General features: G+C 73.1%; 24 protein-coding genes. 14 read left to right on the plus strand and 10 right to left on the minus strand.

The annotated features are described in order from the left end of the window. Positions 1 to 38 precede the first annotated feature (38 nt). Both BUB75_RS28130 and BUB75_RS28135 read left to right on the plus strand, forming a co-directional pair. On the plus strand, positions 39 to 1,307 hold the full coding sequence (locus tag BUB75_RS28130; protein WP_073260849.1) for a cytochrome P450: 1,269 nt from the start codon (positions 39 to 41) through the stop codon (positions 1,305 to 1,307). A gap of 115 nt (positions 1,308 to 1,422) precedes the next feature. Continuing rightward, positions 1,423 to 1,764: a hypothetical protein gene (locus tag BUB75_RS28135; RefSeq protein WP_073260850.1), complete on the plus strand. Its 342-nt coding sequence runs from the start codon at positions 1,423 to 1,425 to the stop codon at positions 1,762 to 1,764. 41 nt (positions 1,765 to 1,805) lie between these two features. Here BUB75_RS28135 and BUB75_RS28140 read toward each other — a convergent pair whose 3' ends face one another. The 4 genes from BUB75_RS28140 to BUB75_RS28155 all read right to left on the minus strand — a co-directional run bounded on the left by BUB75_RS28140 (position 1,806) and on the right by BUB75_RS28155 (position 4,305). Beyond that, entirely contained in the window at positions 1,806 to 2,075 is a 270-nt protein-coding gene (locus BUB75_RS28140) for a hypothetical protein (RefSeq protein ID WP_073260851.1), read from the minus strand. 98 nt (positions 2,076 to 2,173) lie between these two features. Next, positions 2,174 to 2,953 (minus strand): maleylpyruvate isomerase family mycothiol-dependent enzyme, encoded by a 780-nt coding sequence (locus BUB75_RS28145; protein ID WP_073260852.1) that lies wholly within the window; start codon positions 2,951 to 2,953, stop codon positions 2,174 to 2,176. Beyond that, complete coding sequence (locus tag BUB75_RS28150; protein WP_073260853.1) at positions 2,950 to 3,474, minus strand: MFS transporter; 525 nt, start codon at positions 3,472 to 3,474, stop codon at positions 2,950 to 2,952. The genes BUB75_RS28145 and BUB75_RS28150 overlap by 4 nt, the downstream gene beginning before the upstream one ends. 57 nt (positions 3,475 to 3,531) lie before the next feature. Continuing rightward, complete coding sequence (locus tag BUB75_RS28155) at positions 3,532 to 4,305, minus strand: DeoR/GlpR family DNA-binding transcription regulator (protein WP_073260854.1); 774 nt, start codon at positions 4,303 to 4,305, stop codon at positions 3,532 to 3,534. 104 nt (positions 4,306 to 4,409) lie between these two features. On the opposite strand from BUB75_RS28155, the gene melA reads away from it, so the two are divergent. From melA to BUB75_RS28180, 5 genes are read left to right on the plus strand one after another with little or no spacing between them, the layout of a single operon-like run. Continuing rightward, the gene (melA, locus tag BUB75_RS28160; protein ID WP_073260855.1) at positions 4,410 to 5,708 is read left to right on the plus strand and encodes an alpha-glucosidase/alpha-galactosidase; all 1,299 of its coding nucleotides are present in this window, start codon (positions 4,410 to 4,412) and stop codon (positions 5,706 to 5,708) included. A 59-nt stretch (positions 5,709 to 5,767) separates the two neighbouring features. Then, a complete protein-coding gene (locus BUB75_RS28165; protein ID WP_073260856.1) occupies positions 5,768 to 6,649 on the plus strand; it encodes an SIS domain-containing protein in 882 nt (293 codons plus the stop codon). Between the two features lie 57 nt (positions 6,650 to 6,706). Next, complete coding sequence (locus BUB75_RS28170) at positions 6,707 to 8,041, plus strand: ABC transporter substrate-binding protein (RefSeq protein ID WP_073260857.1); 1,335 nt, start codon at positions 6,707 to 6,709, stop codon at positions 8,039 to 8,041. After that, on the plus strand, positions 8,038 to 8,985 hold the full coding sequence (locus tag BUB75_RS28175; protein WP_084741817.1) for a carbohydrate ABC transporter permease: 948 nt from the start codon (positions 8,038 to 8,040) through the stop codon (positions 8,983 to 8,985). The genes BUB75_RS28170 and BUB75_RS28175 overlap by 4 nt, the downstream gene beginning before the upstream one ends. Next, positions 8,985 to 9,809 (plus strand): carbohydrate ABC transporter permease, encoded by an 825-nt coding sequence (locus tag BUB75_RS28180; RefSeq protein ID WP_073260858.1) that lies wholly within the window; start codon positions 8,985 to 8,987, stop codon positions 9,807 to 9,809. The genes BUB75_RS28175 and BUB75_RS28180 overlap by 1 nt, the downstream gene beginning before the upstream one ends. A gap of 43 nt (positions 9,810 to 9,852) precedes the next feature. Here BUB75_RS28180 and BUB75_RS28185 read toward each other — a convergent pair whose 3' ends face one another. Continuing rightward, positions 9,853 to 10,779 (minus strand): carbohydrate kinase family protein, encoded by a 927-nt coding sequence (locus BUB75_RS28185; RefSeq protein ID WP_073260859.1) that lies wholly within the window; start codon positions 10,777 to 10,779, stop codon positions 9,853 to 9,855. Positions 10,780 to 10,854: 75 nt separating this feature from the next. On the opposite strand from BUB75_RS28185, the gene BUB75_RS28190 reads away from it, so the two are divergent. From BUB75_RS28190 to BUB75_RS28200, 3 genes are read left to right on the plus strand one after another with little or no spacing between them, the layout of a single operon-like run. Next, on the plus strand, positions 10,855 to 11,808 hold the full coding sequence (locus tag BUB75_RS28190) for a 1-phosphofructokinase family hexose kinase (protein WP_073260860.1): 954 nt from the start codon (positions 10,855 to 10,857) through the stop codon (positions 11,806 to 11,808). Next, positions 11,802 to 12,638, plus strand: a complete 837-nt coding sequence (locus tag BUB75_RS28195) for a class II fructose-bisphosphate aldolase (RefSeq protein WP_073260861.1) — start codon at positions 11,802 to 11,804, stop codon at positions 12,636 to 12,638. The genes BUB75_RS28190 and BUB75_RS28195 overlap by 7 nt, the downstream gene beginning before the upstream one ends. A gap of 44 nt (positions 12,639 to 12,682) precedes the next feature. Beyond that, entirely contained in the window at positions 12,683 to 13,867 is a 1,185-nt protein-coding gene (locus tag BUB75_RS28200; protein ID WP_143175440.1) for a tetratricopeptide repeat protein, read from the plus strand. A gap of 67 nt (positions 13,868 to 13,934) precedes the next feature. Here BUB75_RS28200 and ald read toward each other — a convergent pair whose 3' ends face one another. Beyond that, on the minus strand, positions 13,935 to 15,050 hold the full coding sequence (ald, locus tag BUB75_RS28205; RefSeq protein ID WP_073260863.1) for an alanine dehydrogenase: 1,116 nt from the start codon (positions 15,048 to 15,050) through the stop codon (positions 13,935 to 13,937). Between the two features lie 141 nt (positions 15,051 to 15,191). Between ald and BUB75_RS28210 the strand changes: the two genes are divergently transcribed. Beyond that, positions 15,192 to 15,662 carry an Lrp/AsnC family transcriptional regulator gene (locus BUB75_RS28210; RefSeq protein WP_218617806.1) on the plus strand — a complete coding sequence of 157 codons (471 nt, stop codon included), beginning with the start codon at positions 15,192 to 15,194 and terminating at the stop codon, positions 15,660 to 15,662. A gap of 29 nt (positions 15,663 to 15,691) precedes the next feature. Continuing rightward, positions 15,692 to 17,464, plus strand: a complete 1,773-nt coding sequence (locus BUB75_RS28215) for a serine/threonine-protein kinase (RefSeq protein WP_073260864.1) — start codon at positions 15,692 to 15,694, stop codon at positions 17,462 to 17,464. On the opposite strand, the gene BUB75_RS28220 is transcribed toward BUB75_RS28215, so the two are convergent. Together BUB75_RS28220 and BUB75_RS28225 are read right to left on the minus strand one after the other, a co-directional pair. After that, positions 17,446 to 20,736 (minus strand): AfsR/SARP family transcriptional regulator, encoded by a 3,291-nt coding sequence (locus tag BUB75_RS28220; protein ID WP_178379998.1) that lies wholly within the window; start codon positions 20,734 to 20,736, stop codon positions 17,446 to 17,448. The genes BUB75_RS28215 and BUB75_RS28220 overlap by 19 nt on opposite strands. Positions 20,737 to 20,804: 68 nt before the next feature. Next, entirely contained in the window at positions 20,805 to 21,557 is a 753-nt protein-coding gene (locus BUB75_RS28225; protein ID WP_073261000.1) for a PIG-L deacetylase family protein, read from the minus strand. Between the two features lie 118 nt (positions 21,558 to 21,675). Here BUB75_RS28225 and BUB75_RS28230 point away from each other — a divergent pair, with 118 nt between their 5' ends. Further along, positions 21,676 to 22,770, plus strand: coding sequence for a class I SAM-dependent methyltransferase (locus tag BUB75_RS28230; protein WP_073260866.1), 1,095 nt, complete (start codon positions 21,676 to 21,678; stop codon positions 22,768 to 22,770). A 124-nt stretch (positions 22,771 to 22,894) separates the two neighbouring features. Here BUB75_RS28230 and BUB75_RS28235 read toward each other — a convergent pair whose 3' ends face one another. Further along, positions 22,895 to 23,500 (minus strand): TetR/AcrR family transcriptional regulator, encoded by a 606-nt coding sequence (locus tag BUB75_RS28235; RefSeq protein WP_073260867.1) that lies wholly within the window; start codon positions 23,498 to 23,500, stop codon positions 22,895 to 22,897. A gap of 96 nt (positions 23,501 to 23,596) precedes the next feature. Between BUB75_RS28235 and BUB75_RS28240 the strand changes: the two genes are divergently transcribed. Beyond that, positions 23,597 to 25,903: an MMPL family transporter gene (locus BUB75_RS28240; RefSeq protein WP_073260868.1), complete on the plus strand. Its 2,307-nt coding sequence runs from the start codon at positions 23,597 to 23,599 to the stop codon at positions 25,901 to 25,903. On the opposite strand, the gene BUB75_RS28245 is transcribed toward BUB75_RS28240, so the two are convergent. Then, positions 25,851 to 26,060 (minus strand): hypothetical protein, encoded by a 210-nt coding sequence (locus BUB75_RS28245; RefSeq protein ID WP_073260869.1) that lies wholly within the window; start codon positions 26,058 to 26,060, stop codon positions 25,851 to 25,853. The genes BUB75_RS28240 and BUB75_RS28245 overlap by 53 nt on opposite strands. Between the last annotated feature and the right edge of the window lie 23 nt (positions 26,061 to 26,083).

A 26,083-nucleotide genomic window follows, 5' to 3' on the forward strand; every position in this document is an offset into this window, starting at 1 on the left:
GGGGCGGCTCGCTTCCCACGACGACGTCAGGAGCGGCGATGAGTACAGTCAGCGCGACCGCCCGCGAGTACGACCCGATCGACATCAGCTCGCTGGACTTCTGGTCGACCACGGCGGTCGACCGGGAGCGCACGTTCGCGGTCTTGCGCGAACAGCGCCCGGTCTCCTGGCACCCGATGCCGGAGAGCGGCCTGCTCGACCAGCCGGACGACCCGGGTTTCTGGGCGGTGGTGCGGCACGCCGACATCGTCGAGGTGAGCCGCCGCAACGACGTGTTCGTGTCCGGCCGGGGCGTGATGTTCGGCAACGTTCCCGAGGAACTCCTCGAGATGTCGCAGTCGTTCCTCGCGATGGACCCGCCCCGGCACACCACGATCCGCAAGCTGGTCAGCGCCGCGTTCACCGCGCGCCAGATCGCGCGGATCGAGGACCAGATCGCCGCCAACGCCCGCGCGATCGTCGCCGAGCTCACCGAGCGCTTAGCGGCGGGCGGCGACGTCGACTTCGTGACGCACTGCGCGTCCAAGCTGCCGATCCGGACGCTCGCCCAGATGATGGGCATCCCGGAGTCCGACTGGGACGCGGTGGTGACGCACGCGAACACGCTGGTGTCGGTCGCCGACCCGCAGTTCCTCGGTGACCGCGACCCGATCGCGGTGCTGCTCGAGTCGTTGTTCGCGCTGCACCAGGAGGCCCAGGAACTGGCTGCCCGCCGCCGGGTGGAGCCGCGTGACGACCTGATGACCGCGCTGGTGCAGGCCGAGGTGGACGGTGCCCGGCTCACCGACGCCGAGATCGCCGCGTTCTTCGTCCTGCTGTCGGTCGCCGGCAACGACACCACCCGGCAGACGACGAGCCACGCGATGCGCGCGCTGACGCTCTTCCCGGAGCAGCGGGAGTGGCTGCTCGCCGACTTCGACGCCCGGATCGGCGGCGCGGTCGAGGAGTTCGTCCGCTGGGCGAGCCCGGTGATGACGTTCCGCCGCACCGCCTCGGCACCGTTCGTGCTGCACGGGCAGGAGGTCGCCGCCGGCGACAAGGTCGTGATGTTCTACGCGTCGGGCAACTGGGACACCGCGGTGTTCGACGCACCCGACCGGTTCAACCTGGCGCGGAAGCCGAACCCGCACGTGGCGTTCGGCGGCGGTGGTGCGCACTACTGCCTGGGCAGCAACGTCGCGAAGGTCCAGTTACGGTGCCTGTTCCGGGAGTTGCTGCACCAGCTTCCGACGCTCCGGGCCGGCGAGCCGGAGTACGTGGCCGGCGCGTTCATCCACGCGGTCCGCACGATGCCCTGCGAACTCTGAGGACTCTGTCCGCACGCGGACGCCGTGGGCGTCGCCGCGCTGATCGTACGCACGTCGGATCGGCGCCACCCTGTCCCCGCGAAGGACTGTCGATGCGCGGGAACGGGGACGGGTCATGGAATGGGTGTTGCTCGGCTGCGCCGGTGTGCTGTTGGCGCTGGCCGCACTGTGTGGATGGTCGGCGTGGGTCGTCGGCCGCGGGAAGCAAGCCCCGGCCGCGTCGCGGGTGTGGTTCCCGCGGCAGTTCACGGGTCCGGGCGCGAACGCGGCCGCGCTCTGGTGGAGCTGCGCGGATCTGACGCTGTTCGGCGTCGGGGCGATCTTCTTCTCGCTCACCGAGTTCCCGCGCTTCGAAGAGCACGGGTGGCTCGACGGGCTGGGAGCGCTGTTCTTCCTGTCCGGGCTGGCGGCGGGCTTCGTCGCGTACCGGAAGCGGCCGCAGGACCGCGTCAGCTGAACGCGGCGGAGGGTCCCCGATCAGGGACCCTCCGCCTCGCGTCAGGCCCGCGCGAGCGTGCCGTTCGGGTGACGGTAGAGCCAGAAGCCCAGGGCACGCGGCATGCGCCGGGCACCGGAGCGGGCGACGTAGGGCTCCCAGATCGTGCGTAAGTGTTCCGGTACTTCGCTGTCCGCCAGGTGGCGGTTGCACGAATCGCACGGAACGCGTTCCAGCGCTGCGTAGAGAGCCCTCGTGGTGCGCGCGGCTTCGACCCGCTCGTACCAGTCGCAGCAGCGCTCGGGGCGCGTTAATCCGTCGTTCTGGGCCATGGGGGAGCTGTCCCTTCGACGCCGTCGTCGATCAAATCCTGGGACGATTCTGCCTGCTCATGTGATTTCTGTCTCGATGATCCCTGTGCCCGTTCGACTTAGAACCCCGGGAAGACCGCGCGCAAAGCGTCCAGATCGACGTTTTCCGCCGTGACCGAGGGGCTGTGGGCCGGGTCGAGGCGGCCGTAGAGCAGCCGGAGGAATGCCTCGGCCGGAAGCTCGAGCGAGCCGGTGCTCTCGCCGCCGCCCCACGGCTCGAGCGCGACCGCGTCGCCGAGGACCAGTGCGTATTCGCGGTCCGGGTCGGTGACCGTGACGTGAATACGCCCGGCCGGGCCGGGCTTGCCCGCGAAACCAACAAGCTTTTGGGCGACGTCGAGCACGAGGCCGACGGCGGCGGGGTGCACGGTCGCGGACGGGTCGAGCATCACCTCGACGTCCCAGACGTGCACGGCGTGCTCGGACAGCCGGGAGGAGACGAACCCGGCGATGTCGGTCGGGCCGCTCCAGACCGCGAACGTGGCCGAGGCGCGCTGGTCCGCGTCGAGCGCTTCGATCTTCTCGACGAGACGCGCGTCGGCGGTGAGGACGTCGGCGGCCTGCGCGTCCGGGGTCTTGGCGTCCCAGACCGCCCAGATCGCCTGGAAGTCCTCCTGCTTCGGCGGATCGGTGCCGGCCACCCCGGCGTCGAAGATCAGACCGTTGATCTCGGCGCCGGAGCCGAGGTGCGACAGAACCTGGGCGATCGTCCACTCGGACGGGTAGCCGGGGCGGCGGACCTGGTCCGGGGTGAGCGGCGCGGCGACCGCGCGGAGCCGGTCGTGGGAAGCACGGAGGGCCGCGATACGGGTGAGGGCCTCGGCGTCGGGAGTGCTCATGGGGTCACTGTAAGACGCCGACGGCGCCGTTCTCCGCGCCCCGCCGCGAGCCCGTCCGCAGCCAGCGCGGGCGCGGGCAGCGCGGGCGCGGGGGCCGGTTTCGGGTGCGGGCGCATGCGGCGGGTGACGACGAGGCTCGCGGCGGCCGCGAGGAGCACCAGCGCCTCGATCAGCACGACCGTGAGCATCCATCCCCCCGCGTGCCAGCCGAGGCCGACCACCGAGCCGAACACGCTCGACCCGGCGTAGTACGCGAACACGTACAGCGCGCTCGCGGTCGCCGGACGCGCCGAACCGACCACCGGCGCCCATCCGCTCGCGGTCGAGTGCGCGGCGAAGAACCCCGCGGTGAACACCAGCAGGCCGAGCGCCACGGTCGGCAGCCAGGGCGGCAGCGTCAGCAGCAGCCCGACGGCCATCAGCCCGATCGACACCGCCAGCACCGGCGGGCGCCCGACACGGTCGGCCAGGCGCCCGGCGATCGCGGACGCGGCGGTCCCGGCCAGGTAGGTGAGGAACACCGCGCCGACGACCGCGTCGCAGACGTCGAACGGCGCGTACCCGGTGCTTCCACGGCCTCACGGCGTCGCGATGATCACCTCGGTGCCGCCGCGGCGGATCGCGTCGACGCCGGCCGGGTCGGCCGTGGAGTCGGTGACCAGCACCGAGACGTCGGTGATCGGGCAGATCCCGGCCAGGTTGACCCGGCCGACCTTCGACCCGTCGGCCACCACGATCACCCGGTCGGCGCGGCGGATCAGACACGCGTCGGTGTGCGCCTCGATCTCGTCGTGGGTGGTCAGGCCGCCGCGGGCGCTGATCCCGTCGACGCCGACGACCGCGACCTGGATGTTCAGGCTCTCCAGCGCGCGGTCGGCGATCGGCCCGACCAGCTCGTAGGACTGGGTCCGCGACACCCCGCCGGTCATGATCAGCTTCAGCCGCGGTCGCAGTGCGAGCTCGGACGCGATGTTCAGCGCGTTCGTCACGACCGTGAGGTCCACCCGCTCGGCCAGCAGGCGAGCCAGCATGTGCGTGGTCGTGCCGCCGGTCAGCCCGAGCGTCAGCGGCCCCTTCGGCAGCAGCGCCGCCGCGCACCGGGCGACGAGCGCCTTCTCGTCCCGGTTCTGCCCGACCCGGTACCGCACCGGGAGCTCGTAGGCGACGTCCACCGCCACCGCGCCGCCGTGCGTCCGCGACAGCAGCTTCTGGTCCTCCAGAACCTGCAGATCACGGCGGATAGTCGCCGCGGAGACCGCGAACTCCCCGGCCAGCGCACCGGCGTCGACCGAGCCGTCGGCGGCCAGCCGCTCCAGGATGGCCGAAACACGCTCGGCCCGGCGTAGCGACACCTGCCCGCCTCCTCCGCTGAGTGAACCGATCAAACGAGCACTGAGAATAGTCCGTTTGCCGCGTTCTGCTGTGCGTTCGTGAGCGACCCGCGCAGGATTCCGCCATGACCGTGATCACGTTCCTCGGCGCGGGCAGCGTCGTGTTCACCCGCGAGCTGCTGGCCGACCTGCTGTCCTTCGACGAGTTGCGGGGCGTCACGCTCGCGCTGCACGACATCGACCCCGAACGGCTGGAGACCGCCGAGGCGATCGCGCACCGCACCGCCGAGCAGCTCGGTGCGCACCCGACGATCCTGGCCACCCTCGACCGGCGCCGCGCCTTGCAGAACGCCGACTACGTCATCAACGCGATCCAGGTCGGGATGCACGCGGCGACCGTCCGCGACTTCGAGATCCCGGCGAAGTACGGGCTGCGCCAGACGATCGGCGACACGCTCGGCGTCGGCGGGATCTTTCGGGCACTGCGCACCTTTCCGGTCCTCAAGAGCATCGCGGACGACATGCGCGAACTCTGCCCGAACGCACTCCTGCTCAACTACACGAACCCGATGGCGATGAACGTGGCCTACCTGGCCGCCATCGCCCCGGACCTGAACACCGTAGGGCTGTGCCACTCGGTCTACTGGACCGTCCACGACCTCTGCGAGCTGGTCGGCGTCCCGCTCGAGGAGGTCGACTACACCGGCGCCGGCGTCAACCACCAGGCCTGGCTCCTGAACTGGGAACACCACGGCGAGAGCCTGTACCCGAAGCTGGACGCCCTGCTGGCAACCGACGAGCAGCTCCGGCGCCGCGTCCGGATGGACCTGTACGCACGACTCGGCTACTTCCCCACCGAGACCAGCGAGCACTCGTCCGAGTACGTCCCCTGGTACCTGCACGACGACGCCGAGATCGAGCGGCTGCGCATCCCGGTCGGCGACTACCTGCGGATCAGCGAGGACAACCTGCGCGAGTACGCGCGCACCCGCGCCGACGTGCTCGCCGGCAAACCGCTCGACCTGCATCGGGACGCCACCGAGTACGCGCCGCAGGTCATCCACAGCATGGAAACCGGCACGCTGCGACGGATCCACGGCAACGTCGCGAACCACGGCCTGATCAGCAACCTGCCCGAGGGGTACGCGGTCGAGGTCCCGTGCGTCGTCGACCGGCTCGGCGTCCGCCCGGAGCGCGTCGGCGCGCTGCCGCCGCAGTGCGCGGCGGTCAACCGGCCGTTCGTGAGCGTCGGAGAACTCACGGTGCGGGCCGCGCTCGACGGCGACCCCCGACTCGTCCGGCAGGCCGCGATGGTCGACCCGAACACCGCCGCCACGCTGCCGCTCGACCGGATCTGGGAGCTCTGCGACGAGCTGACCGCCGCCCACGGCGACCTGCTCCCCGAAGCGTTGCGCGCATCCTAGATTGCACGTTTGCGTTCGAATCCTTGTCTCCGATGAGCGAATGAGCATAATCCTCGATCATGGACGCCACCGCACGTGAGATCGCCAGCCAGCCCGACGTCTGGGAACGCGGGCTGTCGCTGGCCGACGAGGCCCGCGCCGTACTCGCCGCCCCCGGCGAGCGGACGCTGATCCTGGGCTGCGGCACGTCCTGGTTCGTCGCGCAGAGCCTCGCCGAGCTGCGGGAAGCCGCGGATCTCGGCGAGACCGACGCGGTCTGCGCCTCGGAGTACGTGCCCCGGCGGCGGTACGACCGGGTCGTCGCGATCACCCGCTCGGGCACCTCGACGGAGGTGCTGGACGCGCTGCGCGTGGTGCCGGCCGGAACCCGTCGCGTGGCGGTCACCGCGGTCACCGGCGAGGCCGTCGACGACCTGGTGGACGACCGGCTCCTGCTGGACTTCGCCGACGAGACCAGCGTCGTCCAAACGCGTTTTCCGACCACCGTGCTGGCCGCCGCCCGCGCGGCCTACGGCGAGGACCTCACCGGGCTGCTCGCCGACGGGCGGGACGCGCTCGCCGCACCCCTCCCGGTCGACCCGGCGGCCGTCGACCACCTGGTGTTCCTCGGCACCGGCTGGACCGTCGGCCTGGCGCACGAGGCCGCGCTCAAGGCGCGAGAGGCGGCGCAGGCCTGGTCGGAGTCGTATCCGGCCCGCGACTACCGGCACGGTCCGGTGGCGGTGGCCGGCGAGCGCAGCCTCGTCTGGTCGTTCGGTGCGGTGCCCGCGAGCCTCGACGACGTCGCCCGCTCGGCCGGTGCCACTCCGTACCGGGACACCCGCGACCCGCTTGCCCAACTCGTCCTCGCCCAGCGGTTTGCGGTCGCGCTCGCCGCGCACCGCGGGCTCGACCCCGACCAGCCCCGACTCCTCACCCGATCGGTCGTCCTGACCGCCTGACCGCACGACCCGCCGCAGCCGGTAACACCCCGAACCCCCCTCGAGAGGTGTAACGCGATGAGGTACTCCACCCACGGCCGCCGACGGCGGGTACTGGCCGGTCTGGCCACTGCCGCTGCGACCGCCCTCGCCCTGTCGGCCTGCAGCGGCTCGACGTCGGTCGGCAACGGCAAGGACGCCGCCGACGGCTACGACCCGAAGGCCACCGTCGAAATCACCTGGTGGACCGGGCAGACCACCGAGGCCGAGAAGAAGGCCGAGGAACTCGCGGCCGAGTACCACCGCTTACACCCGAACGTCACGGTCAAGACGTCAGCGGGCGCGACGGTCACCGACGACCTGCTGACGAAGCTGTCCGCCGGGTTCACCAGCGACACCTACCCGGACATCTCGTACGCGTTCGGGAGCTGGGCGGGTGAACTCGCGGCCAGCGGCCGGACCCAGGACCTGAGCGACTACGTGAAGGACCCCGCGTTCGGCTGGGACGACTTCCCCGCCGCCGCGCGGGAGACCGCTACGTCGGGCGACACCGTGATCGGCGTCCCGGCGCTGGTCGACAACATCGCGCTGATCTACAACAAGACGATGTTCGACGCGGCGAAGCTGCCGTACCCGACCGACGACTGGACGTGGGAGGACTACCGCGCCGCCGCCAAGAAACTCAGCAACCCGGCGAAGAACTACTACGGCAGCGCGTACTCGGTGTCCGGCAGCGAGGACACCACCTGGCACCTGTGGCCGCTGCTCTGGCAGCACGGCGGCAAGATCCTCGACGGCAAGAAACCCGCGTTCAACAGCGACGCCGGGGTCGCCGCGCTGGAGACGCTGCGCACGATGGCCGTCGACGACAAGTCGCTGTACCTGGATCAGACCGACGAGAAGTACGGCCCGCTGTTTTGGAGCGGACGGATCGGGATGATCATGTCCGGCCCGTGGGAGCTGCTGGAACTCGCCAACCACAAGCTGAACTACGGCGTCACCCAGTTGCCGGGCCACAACGGCGACCACCAGACGGTCTCCGGCCCCGACCTCTGGGTGCTGTTCAACCACGACGACCCGAACCGGGCTGGCGCGTCCCGCGACTTCATCAAGTGGCTGACCAGCAAGGAGATCGACGCGAAGTGGAACCTCGCGATCGGCAACCTGCCGCTGCGCAGCTCCGAGCAGAGCACGCCGGAGTTCGCGTCCTACGTGAAGCAGTACCCCGGCGGGCAGAAGTTCTTCGAGAACCTGAAGAACGCGAAGCAGGCCCGGCCGACGCTCGCGGGCTACGAGGAGATGTCCCGCAACGTCGGTGACGCGATCGCCAAGGTGTTGCAGGGCGCGGCCCAGCCGAAGGAGGCGCTCGACGAAGCCGCGAAGGCGTCGGCCGGCGTCCTGGAGGATTCGTGACCTCGGTGGCCACGCCACCGCGGTTCGCGGTCGGGGCACGGAAACCGAAGTCCGCGCCCCGGCCTCGCGGCCGGGGCGCGCGCCGGGCCCTGACCGGCTGGGCGTTCGCCGGCCCCGCGACGGTGGTGGTCGTCGGGCTGTCGATCTTCCCCGCCGTCAGGGCGTTCTTCATCAGCCGGACGAAGTGGAACGGCATCGCTCCCCCGGCCGACGTCGGGTGGCGCAACTACGAGCGGCTGGCCCAGGACCCCGCGGCCGCCGACGCCGCCAGGCAGACGCTGATCCTCACCGCGACGTTCGTCCCGGCATCGATCGCGCTCGGCCTGCTCGTCGCGGTGGCGCTCAACCGGCGGATCCGGTTCATCGGCTTCTACCGGACCTGCATCTTCGTCCCGTACGTCGCGTCGGCGGCGGCCACCGGCATCCTCGCCGGGTACGTGTTCAGCCCCCAGTTCGGGGTCGTCAACGACGCCCTGCGGCGGCTCGGGCTGCCCGCTCAGCAGTTCCTGGAGAGCCCGAGCCAGGCGCTGCTGACCGTCGTCGTCATCGCGCTCTGGGGCGAGGTCGGCTTCGTCGCGGTGATCTACCTCGCCGCCCTCCAGGACGTCCCCAAGGAACTGGTCGAGGCCGCGGTCGTGGACGGCGCGGGACCGTGGCGGGTGTTCCGCCACGTGACGCTGCCGCAGCTGCGTCCGGTGACCGTGTTCGCGACGGTCTGGCAGACGATCACCGCGCTGCAGCTGTTCGACCTGATCTACACGACGACGCGCGGCGGGCCGCTGAACACCACCCAGACGATCGTCTACTACATCTACGAGCTCGCGTTCCAGACCCGGCGGCTCGGGTACGGCGCCGCGCTGGCCTACCTGCTGTTCGCGGTGACGCTGCTGCTCACGGCCGCGGTCGTGCTCTACAACCGGCGGCGCGGATCGGAGGCGTTCTGATGCGTCGTCGGCGCTTACCGTTCAGCCCGTGGCACCTGCTGCTGATGCCGCTGGCGCTGCTGTTCGTGATCCCGCTCGTGCAGATGGTTTTGACGTCGTTCATGAGCGAATCGCAGATCACCCAGATCCCGCCGTCGTTCATCCCGCGCGGCCTTCACCTCGACGGGTACCGGGCGCTGCTGGACGAGACGCACATCGTCCGGTGGTTCTTCAACACCGTGCTGGTGTCGGGGGCCTCGGTGGTGTCGCACCTGGTGCTGTGCTCGCTGGCCGGGTACGGGTTCGCGCGCCTCCGGTTTCCCGGGCGGGGCCTGGCGTTCCTGGCGATCCTCGCGACCGTGATGATCCCGATCCAGCTGCTGATGATCCCGACGTACCTGATGTTCGCCAGGCTGGGCATCGTCGACACGCTCGCCGCCGCGATCGTGCCGTGGCTGGCCTCGGCGTTCGGCATCTTCCTGATGCGGCAGTTCTTCCTGACGCTGCCGGTCGAGCTGGAGGAGGCCGCCCGGCTCGACGGCGCGGGTGCGCTGCGGACGTTCGTGTCGATCGTGCTGCCGCTGGCCCGTCCGGCGCTGGCGACGCTGGCCGTGTTCACGCTGCTGTCGAGCTGGAACGACCTGCTGTGGCCGCTGATCGCGATCAGCGACGACACGAAGTACACGCTGCAGATCGGGCTCGCGACGTTCCAGGGTTCGCGCCGGACGGAGTGGGGGCAGCTGATGGCGGGGAACGTGATCGCGACGCTGCCGCTGTTCCTCGCGTTCCTGTTCGCTCAGCGTCGCTTCATCGCGACGATGTCGTTCACCGGCCTGAAGGGGTGAGCAGCGCGTTCTCGCGGCGCCGCCCGGGTCGCACCGCCGCGGGTCAGGCGAGCTTCAGGGCCGCGCGGATCTCGTCGGGGGTGGCCTGGGCTGCGGTGCCGCCTGCGGCGCGGGTGCTCAGCGACCCGGCCGCGGCGGCCCAGGCCACTGCCTCCGGCAGCGGCGCGCCGCCGAGGTGCGCGGCCAGGAAGCCCGCGTTGAAACTGTCCCCTGCGCCGGTGGTATCCACAACGTCCACGGGGACGCTCGGCGCCGCGTACTCCCCGGCCGGCGACCACACCCGGCCGCCGCGGGCGCCGTCCTTCAGCACGACCGTGGTGCCGCCCGCGACCAGCGTCGACGCCGCCTCGACCAGGTCGTCGCACCCCGTTACGGCAAGCAGTTCCGCGGTGTTCGGCAGGAACACGTCGACGTTCGCGAGCAGCTCCCGGATCCCGGTCCAGCGCTCGCTCGGGTCCCAGTTCGTGTCCAGCGACGTGCTGACGCCCGCTGCCCGAGCCCGCGCGAACACGTCGGCGAGCCCGGCGGCCAGCGTCGGCTGCAGGAACACCGACGCGACGTGCACGTGCCGCGCCCGGCCCAACAGCGCGTCGGTGACGTCGGCCGGGGACAGCGTCGGGATCGTGCCGGGCAACGTGAGGATCGCCCGGTCGTCCGGGGTGGACAGGATCACCGACAGCCCGGTCGGGTCCGGCTGCTGCGGGCGCTCCGGCCTCTCCAGCGGAACCCCCCGTTCGGCGAGCCACCCGCGCGTCACGGTGCCGAACACGTCGTCCCCGACCCGCGCGAGCAGCGCCGTGCGCAGCCCGAGCCGCGCGCAGCCCACCGCGGTGATCGCCGCGGACCCGCCGAGCACCAGGTCGGCGCTGTCCAGCAGCTGTTCCGCCTGGCCGAACCGCGGCACGACGTCGCCGCGCAGCACCAGGTCGGGATTCGCGTCGCCGACCACCAGGACGTCGAGGTCCGTCACAATCTCACTCCTGATGATCGTTTATCGTCGGTTCGGGCGCGAACCGAGCATACTCGCGCAGAACGAGGTGCAGAAGTGATCGTTACCGTCACGCTGAACCCCGCACTCGACATCACGTACCGGGTGGACGGGCTGGTGCCCCATCGCACGCACCGGGTCTCCGCGGTGGACGAGCGGGCGGGTGGCAAGGGGCTGAACGTCGCCCGTGTACTCCACACCGCCGGGGAGCCGGTGCACGCCACCGGACTGCTCGGCGGCGACACCGGCGCGCGGGTGCGGGCGCTGCTCGACAACGATGGGATCGCGTCCGCGTTCGAGCCGATCGGCGCCGAGACGCGCCGGACGATCACGGTCGTGGACTCCGACGCGACCGGGTTCTGGGAGCCCGGACCCGTGGTGACGCCTGGCGAGTGGAGCGCGTTTCGCGCCCGGTTCGTCCGGTTGCTCGGGTCCGCGTCGGTTGTCGTGCTCTCCGGGTCGCTGCCCCGTGGCCTGCCCGCCGACGCCTACGCGACGCTGATCGCGGACGCCCGCGAGGCCGGGGTCCGTACTGTGCTCGACACCAGCGGCGAGGCATTACGTGCGGGCGTCCCGGCGGGCCCCGACCTCGTCAAACCCAACCTCGACGAGCTGATCGCTCTCACCGGGAGCGCTGACCCGGACGCCGCGGCCGCCGCCGCGTGGGTGGAGCGGCTCGCCGCGCAGGTCCGAGCGCTCGGAGCCGGTGCCGTCGTCGCGTCGGCCGGGGCGGACGGGCTGGTGGCGGTCACCGCCGACGGCACCTGGCACGCCCGCCCGCCGGAGATCGTCACCGGCAACCCGACCGGCGCCGGGGACGCGTGCGTCGCCGCGCTCGCCCGCGGCCTGCGCGACCGCACCCCGTGGCCGACCCTCCTCGCCGACGCGGTCGCGCTCTCCGCCGCCGCGGTGGCCGCCCCCGTCGCCGGGGCCATCGACGCCGCGCTGGCCGCGCGGCTCCGCCCGTCCGTGATCGTCACCCCACTGTCGCAGGAGCGCCCCGCATGCTGACCCCCACCGGAGAACTGGTCGCCGCGGCCCGAGCGGCAGGCACCGCGGTCCCGGCGTTCAACGTCATCACGATCGAGCATGCCGAGGCGATCGTGGCCGGCGCCGAGGCCGCACACTCCCCGGTGATCCTGCAGATCAGCGAGAACGCCGTGCGCTTCCACGGCGGACGGCTCGCGCCGATCGCCGCGGCCACCCGAGCGGTCGCCGAGGCCGCGAGCGTCGGGGTGGCGCTCCACCTCGACCACGTCGAGGACACCGAACTGCTCGACCAGGCAGCCGCCTGCGGTCTGCACTCGGTGATGGTGGATGCCTCCCGGCTGCCGTACGCCGAGAACGTCGCCGCGACCGCCGCTGCGGTGGTTCGCTGCCACGAACAGGGATTATGGGTCGAAAGTGAACTCGGGGAGGTCGGGGGCAAGGACGGAGCGCACGCGCCGGGCGTCCGCACCGACCCGGCAGAGGCAGCGCGGTTCGTCGCGGCGACCGGCGTCGACGCGCTCGCAGTCGCGGTCGGCTCGTCGCACGCGATGACCGACCGAACCGCCCGCCTCGACCACACGCTGATCACCGCGCTGCGCGACGCGGTGCCGGTGCCGCTAGTGCTGCACGGCTCGTCCGGGGTGCCTGACGACGAGCTCCGCGCGGCGGTGGCGGCGGGCATGGTGAAGATCAACATCGGCACCGCGCTGAACACCGCGTTCACCGGCGCGGTCCGCGCTGCGCTGGCGGGCGCGCCGGACGTCGTCGATCCGCGCAAGTACCTGGCCCCGGCCAGAGACGCGATGGCCGAGACCGTCCGCACCCTGACCACCCTGCTCGCCAGTCACTGAGCCGCCCGGCCGCGCCTCGACACCGCCCCTCTACAGTGGCCGCCGTGACATGGCGGCCGCTGGACCTGGGCATGCTGGCCTTGCAACGCCGGAACTTCCCGGCCGCGCGGGAGCACCTCGAGTCGGCGGGGCCCGACGACAGGGCACTGCTGCTGCGTGGTGAACTGGCCGAGCACGGGCACGGCGGTCCGGCGGCGCGCGATCTCTACGAACACGCCGCCCGGCTGGGCAACGCCGAGGCCGCGTTTCGTCTCGGCGCACTGCATGCCACCGGCCGAGGAGGCTCCCGGGACGACGCGGCGGCCCTCGACTGGTACCGGCGCGCCGCCGAAGCGGGACATGCCGCGGCTCACCGCGAGTCCGGAGTGCTCCACGCGGCCGGTCGGGGCGTCCCGGTGGACGACGTCGCCGCCGAGTACGACTGGCGTCTCGCCGCGGAAGCCGGGAACCGCGACGCGATGCACGACCTCGGCGTGCTGTTCGCCCACCGTCGGGACGACCCGGTGGAAGCGACCTCCTGGTTTCTCCGGGCGGCCGCGGCCGGCGACGAGCGGGCGGACGCGGAGCTGGTCCGGCTGGCACCCGCGCTGGTCGAACCGTCGGCGCACGACCGCACCGCGCGCACGCTGCTCGGCGTCGTCCACGCGTTCCACCTCGGTGATCCCGTCCGCGGCGCCGAACTGCTAACGACCTCCAGCGCCGAGGGCGATCCCGTCGCCACCCGGACCCTGGGGTACCTCGTTCAGCACGGCCTCGGAACGCCCGCGGACGCCGACCGCGCCGTCGCGCTCTACCGCGCGGCAGCCGAGGCGGGCGATGCGCTGGCCGCCTACAACGTCGGGATGCTCCACGGCGCCTCCCCGGCGGCGGTGCCCTGGCTCCTGCAGGCCGCCGACGCGGGCATCGTGCCTGCGTACGCGCCACTCGGTGACCGGCTCGGGGAGCAGGACCGGGACGAGGAAGCGCTGCGCTGGTTCGTGCGCGGCGCCTCCGCGGGTGATCCTGGCTGTATGTTCGCCGCGGCCTGCTGGTACCGAGACGGCTTCGGCGGCCCGGTGGATCGCGTCCAGGCGTTGCGGTGGTACCTGGCGATGCTGGACGCCGGGAACGGCAACGGGATCCACGAGGCGCACGGGCTCGTGCCGCACATGAGCGTGGACGAGATCCACGAGGCCGGCCGGCTCTCCGGCCGCTTGCTGGAGGCGGACCTGTTCGCCCGGCAGCAGTGAGACCGCTCCAAAAATGGATGACCCGCGCTGGGTGCTATAGCGCCCAGCGCGGGTCATCCATGAACCGTCAGGCCAGCACGTCCGCCGCCGCGACGCTCGGCAGGTCGTGCGCGGCCGCCACCGGGGCGGAGACCAGCTGCCCGCCGTGCGTGGTCAGACCGCGCGCCAGCGCCTCGTCGTCGCGGAGCGCCTGCTGCCAGCCCTTGTCGGCCAGCGCCAGCGTGTACGGCAGCGTCACGTTGGACAGCGCGTGCGTCGAGGTCGCCGGCACCGCACCGGGCATGTTCGCGACGCAGTAGAACACCGAGTCGTGAACCTGGTACGTCGGCTCCGCGTGCGTGGTGGGCCGGGAGTCCTCGAAGCAACCGCCCTGGTCGATCGCGATGTCGACGAACACCGAGCCCGGCTTCGCGCGGCTCACCAGCTCGTTGGAGACCAGCGTCGGCGCCTTCGCACCGGCGACCAGCACCGCGCCGATGACCAGGTCCGCGTCGACCACGGCCCGCTCGATCTCGTACGAGTTGGACACGACCGTCGTCAAGCGTCCCTGGTACAGCCGGTCGGCCGCGCGGAGCTTCTCGATGTCGAGGTCGAGCAGCGTCACCTGGGCGCCCATGCCGGTGGCGATCGCGGCGGCGTTCATGCCGGAGACACCGGCGCCGAGGATGACGACCTTCGCCGGGTGCACACCCGGGACGCCGCCCAGCAGCACGCCGCGGCCACCGCCTGCGCGCATCAGGTGGTACGCGCCCGCTTGCGGAGCGAGCCGGCCCGCGACCTCGCTCATCGGCGCGAGCAGCGGCAGCGCGCCGTTGGCCAGCTGCACGGTCTCGTACGCGATCGACGTGACGCCACGATCGAGCAGCGCGTCGGTGCACGGCCGGGACGCGGCGAGGTGCAGGTAGGTGAAGAGCACCTGACCGTCGCGCATCCGGGCGTACTCGGCCTCGATCGGCTCCTTGACCTTGAGGATCAGGTCGCCGGAGGCCCAGACGTCGTCGGCGGTGTCGAGGATCTTCGCGCCTGCCGCGAGGTAGTCCTCGTCCGGCAGCGCCGAACCCACGCCCGCGCCGGTCTCGACGAACACCGAGTGACCGCGCCGGACGAGTTCCTGAGCCCCGGCCGGGGTGAGCGCGACCCGGTACTCGTGGTTCTTGATTTCCTTCGGGACACCGATCCGCATGACAAGGGCTCCTGGGTTCGCCGTGACTGCGGCCATCGTGGCGAAAGATTCGGCTCTTCCGAGCGTCGGTCGACGATTATTCGTGGGAACGCCAAATCCGTTACGATTCTTCGGCTGGGCACGATTCAGAGGGGTTCCTGGGTGAACAAGCTTCGGCCGGAGCTGGACGACGTCGACCGGACGATCCTGCGCGCGCTCGCCGCCGACGCGCGGATCCCGAACAGCACGCTGGCCGCGCAGGCGGGCATCGCGGCCTCGACGTGCCTCATGCGGGTACGGCGGCTCCAGGAGACCGGCGTCATCCAGGGGTTTCACGCCGACCTGTCCCCGGCGGCGCTGGGGAGGCCGCTCCAAGCGGTGGTCGCGGTCCGGCTCCAGGCGCACGCCCGGACCCGGATCCGGCAGTTCGGGGCCGCGATCGCCGCGCTGCCGGGCGTCCTCAACGTATTCTTTCTGGCGGGGGCGAACGACTTCCAGGTGCACCTGGCCGCCGAGTCCGCGGACGAATTGCGTGACTTCGTCGTCGAGAACCTCAGTGCGTCCCGGGACGTTGCGATGACCGAAACCAACCTGATCTTCGAGCACCTCCGCGGCGGCTCACCGATGGTGTAGCGCTCGAGGCGGCTCGGTACGGTGTTCGGGTGCTTCGTCCTGGAACTGCGCTCGGCAACCGCTATGTACTGACCGAACGCGTGGCCAGCGGTGGGATGGGCGAGGTCTGGCAGGCGACGGACCCGGTGCTGCAACGCACGGTCGCGGTGAAGGTGCTACTCCCCTCGCTGCTGTCGGACGCCGAGTTCATCAGCCGCTTCCGCACCGAGGCGCGGCTGATGGCCGCGCTGCGGCACCCGGGGATCGTGCAGGTCCATGACTACGGTGCCGACGCCTTGGTGGACGACGTCCGGCGCGACTTCCTCGTGATGGAGTACATCGAGGGGGTGTCGCTCGGCAAACATGTCGCCGCGGCCGGGGCGTTGGGGGTCGCCGAGACGTTGTCGATCGTGGCGCAGGCCGCCGAGGCGCTGGACGTCGCGCACCGCGCCGGGATCGTCCACCGGGACGTGAAGCCGAACAACTTGCTGGTGCGGCCGGACGGCACGATCGTGCTGGTCGACTTCGGTGTCGCGCGGTCGGTGGACACGACCAGCATCACGAACCCGAACATGATCGTGGGGTCGCCGCAGTACATGGCGCCGGAGCAGGTCACCGGGGAGCCGGTCACGGCGGCGACCGACATCCACGCGCTCGGGTCGGTCGCGTTCTGCTGCCTGACCGGACGGTCGCCGTTCGCGGCCGACAACGCGGTCCAGGTGATCGCGCGCCTGTTGCACGGCGGCCCACCGGCGTTCCCGGCCGCGGTGCCGGACGCGGTGGCGCGGCTGGTGCTGCGGGCGCTGGACCCCGATCCGGCTCGACGGTTCCCCACGGCGGCCGCGTTCGCCGCGGCCGCCCGTGCCCTGGCGTCGGCGCCGGACACGGGGGTTGCGCTCAGCGCGCCACCGCCGGCCGATCCGGATGCGACCCCGCGCCTCACCGCCGCCCCACCGCACGTCCCCGCACCACCGTCCGGGGCGCCCACGCCGCAAAACGGGCTCGCGCCGCACGGTGCGCCGTGGAGCGGGCCGGGGGTTGGCTCGCCGGTGAGTGGGGCGCCGGTGTTTCCGATGGCGGACGCCGCTCCGGCGGCGGCGTTATCGGCGCGGGCCGGGCGGCGGAATCGGATGCTCGCGGTGGCCGGGGCGGCGGCGCTGGTGTTGGGCGTGACGACGGTTGCCGGTGTGATCGTTCTGCAGCCCAGCGCCGAGCGATCGACGGCCACGACCACGGCCGCGGGGCGCGGCGACGCGGACGGACCCGACGACGCCGGATCCGGGGCGCCGGCGAGCACTTCCGCCGGCCCCTCGGCGAGCGCCGCATCGCCGACGGCGTCCGGGTCGCCGGCTGCCGCGCCGAGCGGATCCCAGCCCGCAGCAACACAGCCAGCGGCGGCGCCGCCCACGGCGTCCACCGGCGTTTCGGAGGAACCCGTGGAGACGGAGAGCCCGACGCGGCGGCCCACCACCGCACCGGCGACGAACCCGTACAGCGCGACGCAGGTCTGCGGCAGTGGCTACCGCGTCGTCGACTCGGCGGCGCTGAAGAAGTCTGACGGCACCCTCGTCGGCACGGTCTACCTGTTGTACCAAGCGTCCGGCGGCCGCAACTGTGTGCTCACGTTGAAGCGCACGGCGATCGGCAGCAAGACCGCCGCCACCGCGTTCCTGCAGGTCCAGGGTAAGACGCGGGCCACCGACAGCGGCTCGTTCGCGTACTACGCCGGACCGGTCCGCGCGGCGGCGGCCAAGACCTGCGTGAAGTGGGGCGGATCGACGGGCGGCGCCACGTACGCCAGCCCCTACGAGCACTGCGGCTGAATACCGGCGAGCGCGGCTCGGGCCACGGCTGAGGCTCCGGCCGCGGTGAGGCTCCGGGCCCGCTCCTCCAGCGCCGCGATCGCCGTGGGGCCGAGCCGGTCCGCGAGCGCGGCCCGCTCCTTGGCCGCGTGCTCGGCGTCGGCGCCGGTGAGCCGGGACGCGGACGCCGCCCCGTCGGCGGCGGCGAGCAGCAGTGCGGCGTCGGCGTCCCGGCCGTGGTCGGCCAGAAGCCTCGCGACGTTGCGAATCGTCGTCCAGAGCTGGGTCGCGTTGCCGGTGCGGTTCCAGTAGCCCAGCAGCGAGAGGTACCCACGCACCGCAGCGGCCACGTCGCCGGTCGACGTCCACACCGACGCCTGCCCGACCCGCGCGATGCCCTCGACGAACCCGGCGTTGCAGCGGCGAGCCAGGTCGATCGCGGTCGCGTAGGCGGCGCCGGCCGCGGCGGGGTCGTCGGCGGCGAGCGCCTCCCCCTCGGCGTACCGGGTGAACGCGTGGTGCGAGCCGCACGGGTGGGCGCGTTCGGCGTCCAGTGCCCGGCGGACCAGGTCCAGCGCGCCCGGCCGGTCCCCGCCGTAGGTGGCGGCCAGTGCGGCGCTCGCGAGGTGAACGGCCGGGCGGGCGGCGACACTGGCGGCGTCCGTCCAGAGTCGCTGGGCTTCGTCGAAGCGGCCGGAGAACAGCGCCAGCGCGGCGGCACCACCCCAGCAGCGCCGCTGGGCCTCGGGGGCGGAGGTTCGGGTGACCGCGTCCAGGGCGGCGGTGCGGAGCCGCTCGGCCCGGGGCAGGTCACCGGCGAGCCAGGCGGCCTCGGTCGCGCTGCCGAGGACCGCCGCCGCGCGCGGATGGTCGCGCAGCGCGGGGTCGTCGGCGAGCTCGACCGACCAGTTCCACAGTTCCTCGAGGTCGCGGTAGATCGCGGCCTCGTCGAGGGCGAGCGTGACGTCGATGACGAGGTCGAGGTCGCCGCGGGTCCGGGCGGCGTCGCGGGCCGCGCGGAGGTTGGCCAGCTCGGCGCGGAGCCTGCGGTCGGCGCGGACCTCGTCCGGGCCGTTGAGCCCGGCGCCGATCGACCGGGCGGTCTCCCGCGCCCAGGTGAGGAACGCCTGCTCGGCGGCGTCCCGTTCGCCGCGCGCGTCGGCATCGTCCAGCAGGTACGCGCGGACGGTCTCCAGGATCCGGTACCGCGCCTCACCAGCGGTGCGTTCCGGGATGACGAGCGAGGCGTCGACCAGGCGGCGGAGCGGCACCAGTGGGTCGGTGCCGGGCGACGTCCGGGCGGCCAGCTCTTCGACGGTGGCCAGGTCGGTGCCGCCGGGGAACGGGGCGAGCGCCCGCAGCAACGCGCGCTCGGTCTCGTCGAGCAGCCGGTAGGACCAGTCGATCGTGGTGCGCAGCGTCCGGTGCCTGGCGTCCCCGGCCGGGCGGTCGGCGGACAGCGCGTCCAGGGCCCGGCCGAGCCGCTCCCGGAGCGCGGCGGGCGGCAGCACGGCGAGTTGCCCGGCGGCGAGTTCGATCGCCAGCGGCAGGCCGTCGATGCGGCGGACGACCTCGGCCACCGCGTCCGCGTCACCGGGGGCGAGCGCGAAGGCCGGGTCGCGGCGCCGGGCGTGCTCGACGAACGCCCGGACGCTCGGCTGGTGGGCGAGCTCCGCGATCGGCGCCGCCGCCCGGGGCAACGGCAGCGGCTGCAGGCGGACGACGTACTCCCCCGGTACGTGGAGCGTCACCCGGGACGTCGCGAGGATCCGGACGTCGGGTGCGCGGGTGAGCAGCGCCGCGCCCAGGTCGCGGCACGCGGTGACGACGTGCTCGCAGTTGTCGAGCAGCAGGAGCAGCGGGCGGGCTGCGAGCGCGTCGGCGACCGTGTGCGGGGTGGGGTCGCCGCCGATGCGGAGTCCGAGCGCGGTCGCGACCGCGTCGGTGACCCGTGCGTCGTCGGCGACCTCGGCCAGCGCGACGAACGCGACGTCGGTGCCGCGCTCGGCCGCGTCCGCGGCGACCTCGAGCGAGAGCCGCGTCTTGCCGACGCCGCCCGGCCCGGCGACCGTGACCAGGCGCTGCGTGCCGAGCAGACGGCGCAGCTCCGCGGCGTCCCGGTCGCGGCCGATCAGCGGACCCGCGGGCCGCGCCACCGTCCGCACCGCCCGATCGGCGTGCGCCGGCGCCGTGGCGGGCGCGGGCGCCTGGGGCGCTCCCGGCGCGGACGCGGCACCCGGCGCGGACGCGGCACCCGGCGCGGACGCGGCACCCGGCGCGGACGCGGCACCCGGCGCGGACGCGGCACCCGGCGCGGAAGCGGCACCCGGCGCGGGTGGCGGGCCCGGCGGGGGTGACGGAGGCACGGGCGCCGGGAGCGCGGGTGGGGCGAGGGCGCCGGACGCGATGTGCTGTTCGAGCGCTGCCACCGCCGGCCCGGCGTCCAGGCCGGTCTCCTCGACGATCCGCCGCCGGTACGCGGCGCCGGCCGCGAGCGCGTCGCTCGCCCGGCCCGCTCCGGCCAGCGCGCGCAGCAGCAACAGCGTCGTGCGCTCGCGCAGCGGCTCCTCGGCGGCGGCCGCGGCGGCGTCGGCGGTCACGGTGGGGTCGCCGGTGGCCAGCCGCGCCTCCAGCCCGTCGTCGCGGACCTGCAGGAAGACCTCGCGGAGCCCGACCGCTTCGGCGGCGAGCGCGGCGACGTCCGCGAACTCGGCGAGCGCGGGTCCGCGCCAGAGCGCGACCGCCTCCGCGGCCGCCCTGGCCGCAGCCGCCGGACCCCCGGCCACAGCCGCCGGACCCCCAGCCAGCCCGGTCGCTGGATCTCCGGCTGGCCCGGCCGCCGGATCTCCGGCCAGCCCGGCCGCCGGATCTCCGGGCAGCGCGGCGGCCGACCGGCGGCCCAGGGCGGCGGCCGACCGGTGGGCCAGAACGGCGGCCGACCGGTGGGCCAGGGCGGCGGCCGACTGCCGTGCCAGGGCCCGTAGCCGGGTCGCGTCGACGTCGTCGGGGCCGAGGCGCAGCGCGTAGCCGGCACCGGCCCGCTCTAGCCGGGAAGCGGCCGGACCGAGGTGCCTGCGTAGCCGGGAAAGGTGGCTGTGCACGGCCCGGTGACCGGTCTCCGGCGGATCGTCCGGCCACAGCGCGTCGACCAGCGTCTCGGTCGGCACCACCCGCCCGTCGGCCACCGCGAGCAACGCGAGGACCGCGCGACGGCGGTGCCCGGGCACGTCGACCGGCGCACCGTCGACGAACAGGCACAGTGGCCCGAGGACGTCGATCCGAACCGGTACCACCGCACCACCCCCCGTGCGGCCACTGTGCCCTACGGGGCGGTCACTCCGCAGCAGCTCGAGCCCGGCGCTCACGCCCGCAGGGCGGCGTCCACGAAGCTCTCCACGCCGACCCAGGCGGAGTAGCGCTCGACGCCGAGGTAGTCGACCAGGACCGCGGTCTGGCTGTGGTGCGCGCGCAGCGCGCCCAGCTTCCGGTCCAGCAGGTCGCCGGAGAGTTCGAGCCGCACCGCGAGCTCCGCGGGTTCGCAGATCCGGGGCTCGCCGAGTGAGTAGACGCCGAACAGGTCGGCGATCTCGCGGCCCGCGGCCCGGTCGTCGGCGGTGAGCACCGGGTGCAGCAGCCGGCCGCGCCAGCCGAGGTCCCGCAGCGCGCGTCGGGTCCACAGGCCGACCGCGACGTGGTCCGGGTGGCCGGTGAACCCGTCCAGCCCGAACGTGACGACGGTGTCCGGCCGGACCGCGCTCACTACGCGCTGGACGGCCGCCGCACCGGTGGTGAGGTCGACGTCCGCGCAGCCGCCGTCGGCGAAGCCGAGCTGGTGGTGGTCGGAGACGCCGAGCCGGCGCAGCGCCGCCGCCAGCTCGTCGGCGCGCGAGGGCGGCGGCAGGTCGGCGAACCCCGGCCGCGGCGCCGGACCGGACAGCCCGGCTTCGCCGAGCGTCGCGGTGACGACCGCGGTGTGGCGGTCCGCGGCGTGCAGGGCGGCGAGCAGCCCGGCGCCGAGGTACGACTCGTCGTCCGGGTGAGCCCAGACGCACAGCGTGGTCCCGAGGGCGGCAACGGTGTCCGCGCTGAGCGTGGAGATCAGAGAGGTGTCCATGCCGGCGAGCGTGCGCGGCGCCGGTGTCACGGGTGTGTCACCGATCGCGGCACCGCGGTGACACCGGCAGCGGGCACGGTCGTCGGGACGCAACGCACAACGTCCGAAAGGCAAGAACATGACGACGACGACGATCGACTTTGACCGGGTCCAGGAATTCGCGACGAAGGTCGCCGGTGACCAGGCCGTGGCCGCCAACGCGCTGCTGGCCTACCTGGGCGACCGCCTGGGGCTGTGGCGGGCGCTAGCCGCCACCCCCCGCACCACCAGCGCAGACCTGGCCGCGCAGACCGGGCTCGCCGAGCGGTATCTGCGGGAGTGGCTGGCCGCCCAGGCCGCCGCCGGATACGTGGAATACGACCCGGCCACCCGCACGTATACGCTGCCCGCCGAGTACGCCGCGGTGTTCGCCGACGACGACTCGCCCGCGTCCCTGGCCGGTGTGTTCGAGTTCATCGCCGCCACCTGGGCGTCGTCCGACCGGCTCGCCCACGCCTTCGCCACCGGAGAGGGCATCGCCTGGCACGAGCAGGACCCCCGGCTCACCACCGCGGTCGAGCGCAACTTCCGTCCGTTCTACACCGGTTATCTGCTGCAGGAGTGGCTGCCCGCGCTGGACGGCGTCGAGGACCGGCTGCGGGCGGGCGCCCGGGTGCTCGACGTCGGCTGCGGGCTGGGCACCGCGACGCTGCTGCTGGCCGAGGCGTTCCCGGCGTCGGTGTTCACCGGTGTCGACGCGGACACCGAGTCGATTCGCCGGGCGCGGACCGCTGCCGCGTCCCGTGGCCTCGCCGACCGGGTGACGTTCCGCGAGGCGTACGCGGGGGCGTCCCCGGACGACCGGCAGGACGAGGAGGAGACCGAAGGCGAGTGGGACCTGGTCTGCTTCTTCGACGCGCTGCACGACCTGGGTGACCCGGTCGGCGCGCTGCGGCAGGCTCGCGCGTCGCTCGCGCCGGGCGGCACCCTGCTGGCGGTCGAGCCGTTCGCGGGCGACCGGGTCGAGGAGAACCTCAACCCGGTCGGGCTGACGTGGTACGTGTCGAGCGCGCTGGTGTGCGTCCCGAACAGCCTGGCGCAGCCGGGTGGCGCGGCGCTGGGCGCACAGGCCGGGCCCGAGCGGCTGCTCGCCGCGTTCCGCGCGGCCGGTTTTCCGCAGGCACGGATCGCGGCGACGTCGCCGTTCAACCTGGTGATCGAGGCCAGGGCCTGAGCGGTGGCGGCGTGCCGCTCCGGTGAGCGACGAGAGATGGATGTGGCGCCTTCCGGGTAACGCCCGCGATGGATGTGGCCGATTCCGTGTTATGGCACGGAATCGGCCACATCGACGCGTGCCGTCACACGGAAAGTGCGTCGATCGGGGCGAGGTAACCGACGAGCGCGCGGCGCAGCTCGCCGATCAGCACCTCGCGTTCGCCCTCGGACGCGGCGACGATCGGCCCCATCAGCGCGCGGACGATGTGGACGGCCACGGTGGCGTAGCGCACCGCTTCGGCGTCCGACAGCTGGGGCGAGCGCGCCGCGAGCACGGCGGCCACGCGGCCGGTGACCGCCTCGTGCAGCGGACGTGTCGCCGCCGCCAGCGCGGCGGGCATGTCGGTGTTGCCGAACAGCGCTTTCGCTCCCGGGTTCGCGACGTTGAACCCGATCAACGGGTCGGTCATCCGCTCGACGAGCTCGGCCAGCGGCAGCTCGACGACGTCCCGGTCGGCGAACGCGTCGGCGTGGGCCGTGCGCAAGGCGTCGACCAGCCGCTCCGACAGCGCCTGCGCGATCTCTTCCTTGTTGCGGAAGAACTGATAGAGCGAGCCGGGCGAGATGCCGGCCCGGGCCGCGATCGCGTTGGTCGACGCGGCGGCGTACCCCACCTCGGCGAACAGTGCGAGCGCGGCGTCGAGGATCTCGGCGATCCGCTGCTGTCCCCGCGCCTGGCGACGGACCACGCGTCACCCCTCCCTTGACTTTTACGAGCAACCGCTCGTACTTTTTGACGAGCGATCACTCGCAAAATACCCCACCCACTGGAGGGCTGCGTCCGCATGCCGTTCCTCGTTCGTCACCGCCTGGCCACGCTGTGGACCGGCCTCGCCGTCGCGCTCGCGCTCACCCTGGTCGCCGCCGGTGCGCTGAACTCGTTCGTGCTGAGCCGCTGGGAGGCCCCCGGCAGCGCGTCCGTCCGCGCCGAGGAGATCCTGGGCCGGGACTTCGCCACCGGGAACGCCAACCTGATCCTGCTGGTCACGGCCCGCGACGGCACGGTCGACGACCCCGACGTGCACGCGGCGGCCACGGCGCTGGGCCGGGAACTCGCCGCGGACCCGCAGGTCGGTGACGTCTGGTCGTACTGGTCCCAGGAGCGCGATCCGACGCTGCGCAGCCGGGACGCCCGGCAGGCCGTCGTGCTCGCCTGGGTGACCGGCGACGCGACGACGACCCGTGCGCACATCCGGGAGACGCTGCTGCCCACGTTCACCCGGACGTCCGGGCCGCTGGACGTCCGGGTGGCCGGCGCCGAGGCGGTGTCGGCGCAGGTGAGCGAACAGGCGTCCCGCGACTTCGTCCGGGCCGAGTTGCTGATCGTGCCGCTGATGCTGCTGCTCCTCGTCGCGCTCTACCGCCGTGTCCGGCCGGCGTTGCTGACGCTCGGCATCGGACTGTTCGCGGTCGTCACCACGCTCGCGGCGCTGCGGTTGCTCACGTCGTTCGTCGAGGTCTCGACGTTCGCCGCGAACATCACGCTGGTGATGGGCATCGGCCTCGGCGTCGACTACTCGCTGTTCCTCATCGCCCGCTTCCGCGAGGAGCTGACCGGTGGCGCCGCCGTACCGGACGCCGTCGCCACGACGCTGCGCACCGCCGGCCGCACGGTCGTGTTCAGCGGCCTCACGGTCGCCGCGTCGCTGGCCGCGCTGCTCGCGCTGCCGTACCCGTTCCTCCGGTCGTTCGGGTACGCCGGGGTCCTGACGGTGCTGTCCGCGATGCTCGGAGCGCTGGTCCTCCTTCCGGCGGCCCTGGCGGTGCTCGGCCACCGCGTCCTGCGACGCCCCCGCCGCCGGCGCCGGACCGCCGACGGCGACCCACGGCCGGCCGACGACGGCGACGACGTGCGCGCGGGCAGCGCTGGCGCGGGCAGCAGCGTCAGCATGGGCGGCAGCAGCGTCGTCGGCGGCGGTGGCGACCGGCTGAGTGGGCGGTTCTGGCGGCGCGCCGGAGAGGTCGTGACCCGCCGGCCGGTCCTGTTCTCGGTCGCCGGGTTGCTGCTGGTCGGCACGCTCGCCGCTCCGGCTGCCGGGCTCCGGATCGGTCTTCCCGACGACCGCGTGCTCCCGCCCTCCGCCTCCACCCGGACGACGTACGACGCGCTGCGCGCCGCGTTCGGCACCGAGGCGAACGACGCCGTCCACCTGATCGCGCCGGACGGACGGAGCACACCCCCGGCCGCGGTCGCCCGGTACGCGGCGGCGCTGTCCGCGGTGCCCGGCGTCGCGCAGGTCAACTCCACCGCCGGTGTCTACGCCGACGGGGAGCGCGTCCGAGCCGCGGTCCGACCCGAGCGGCTGCTGAGCCCGGACGGCGTCCGGCTGGAGGCCGTGCCGACCCGCGCGGTGCTCGCCGGCACCGAAGCCGGACCGTTCCTCGACCGGGTCCGCGCGGTGCCCTCCCCGTTCGGCGACGACCTGCTCGTCGGCGGCTACCCGGCCGAGCTCACCGACTTCCGGGCCGCGCTCGCCGACCGGATCCCGCTCGTCGCCCTGCTGATCCTCGGCGTCACGTTCGTCCTGCTCACCGTCGCCACCCGCAGCCTGCTGCTGCCGGTCAAGGCCACGGTTCTCAACCTGCTGAGCCTGGCGGCGATGTTCGGCGTGCTGGTGTTCGTCTTCCAGAACGGCGCGTTCGCCGACGTGCTCGGCTTCACCCCGATCGGGACGCTGGACCCGGCGTTCCCGATCCTGATGTTCTGCGTCGCGTACGGCCTGTCGATGGACTACGAGGTGTTCCTGCTGACCCGGATCGCCGAGCGGTACCGCGCGACCGGCGACAACCGGCTCGCGGTCCGCGAGGGGCTGGAGCGCAGCGCGCCGCTGGTCACCGCCGCCGCGGTGATCCTCGCCGTGTCGTTCGCGCTCTACGCGACCGGCGACGTGATGTACCTGCAGATGATCGGCGTCGGTACCGCGCTCGCGATCCTGGTGGACGCCACCGTGATCCGCGCGGTGCTGGTTCCGGGGCTGATGGTGCTGGCCGGCCCGGCCAACTGGTGGTTCCCCTCGCGCCGCCGCGGGGTCCCCGCCGCTACCGGATCGTCAGCTCGACGCCCTTGCTTCCGGTCTCGCCGTACAGCGTGATCTTCACGAGCTTCTCGCCGTCGGCGATGTCCCAGACCAGCGTCCGTTCGTACTGTTCGACTTCCTCGCGGGCGAAGGCTGGGTTCGCGGGCGAGGGCTGGTTCGCGGGCGAGGGCTGATTCGGCTCGAGGGGGTTAGCCACGAGCAGGGAACCCACCGTTCTCCGTTCACCACTCCGAG

Source organism: Cryptosporangium aurantiacum (genome assembly GCF_900143005.1).
Taxonomy (GTDB): domain Bacteria; phylum Actinomycetota; class Actinomycetes; order Mycobacteriales; family Cryptosporangiaceae; genus Cryptosporangium; species Cryptosporangium aurantiacum.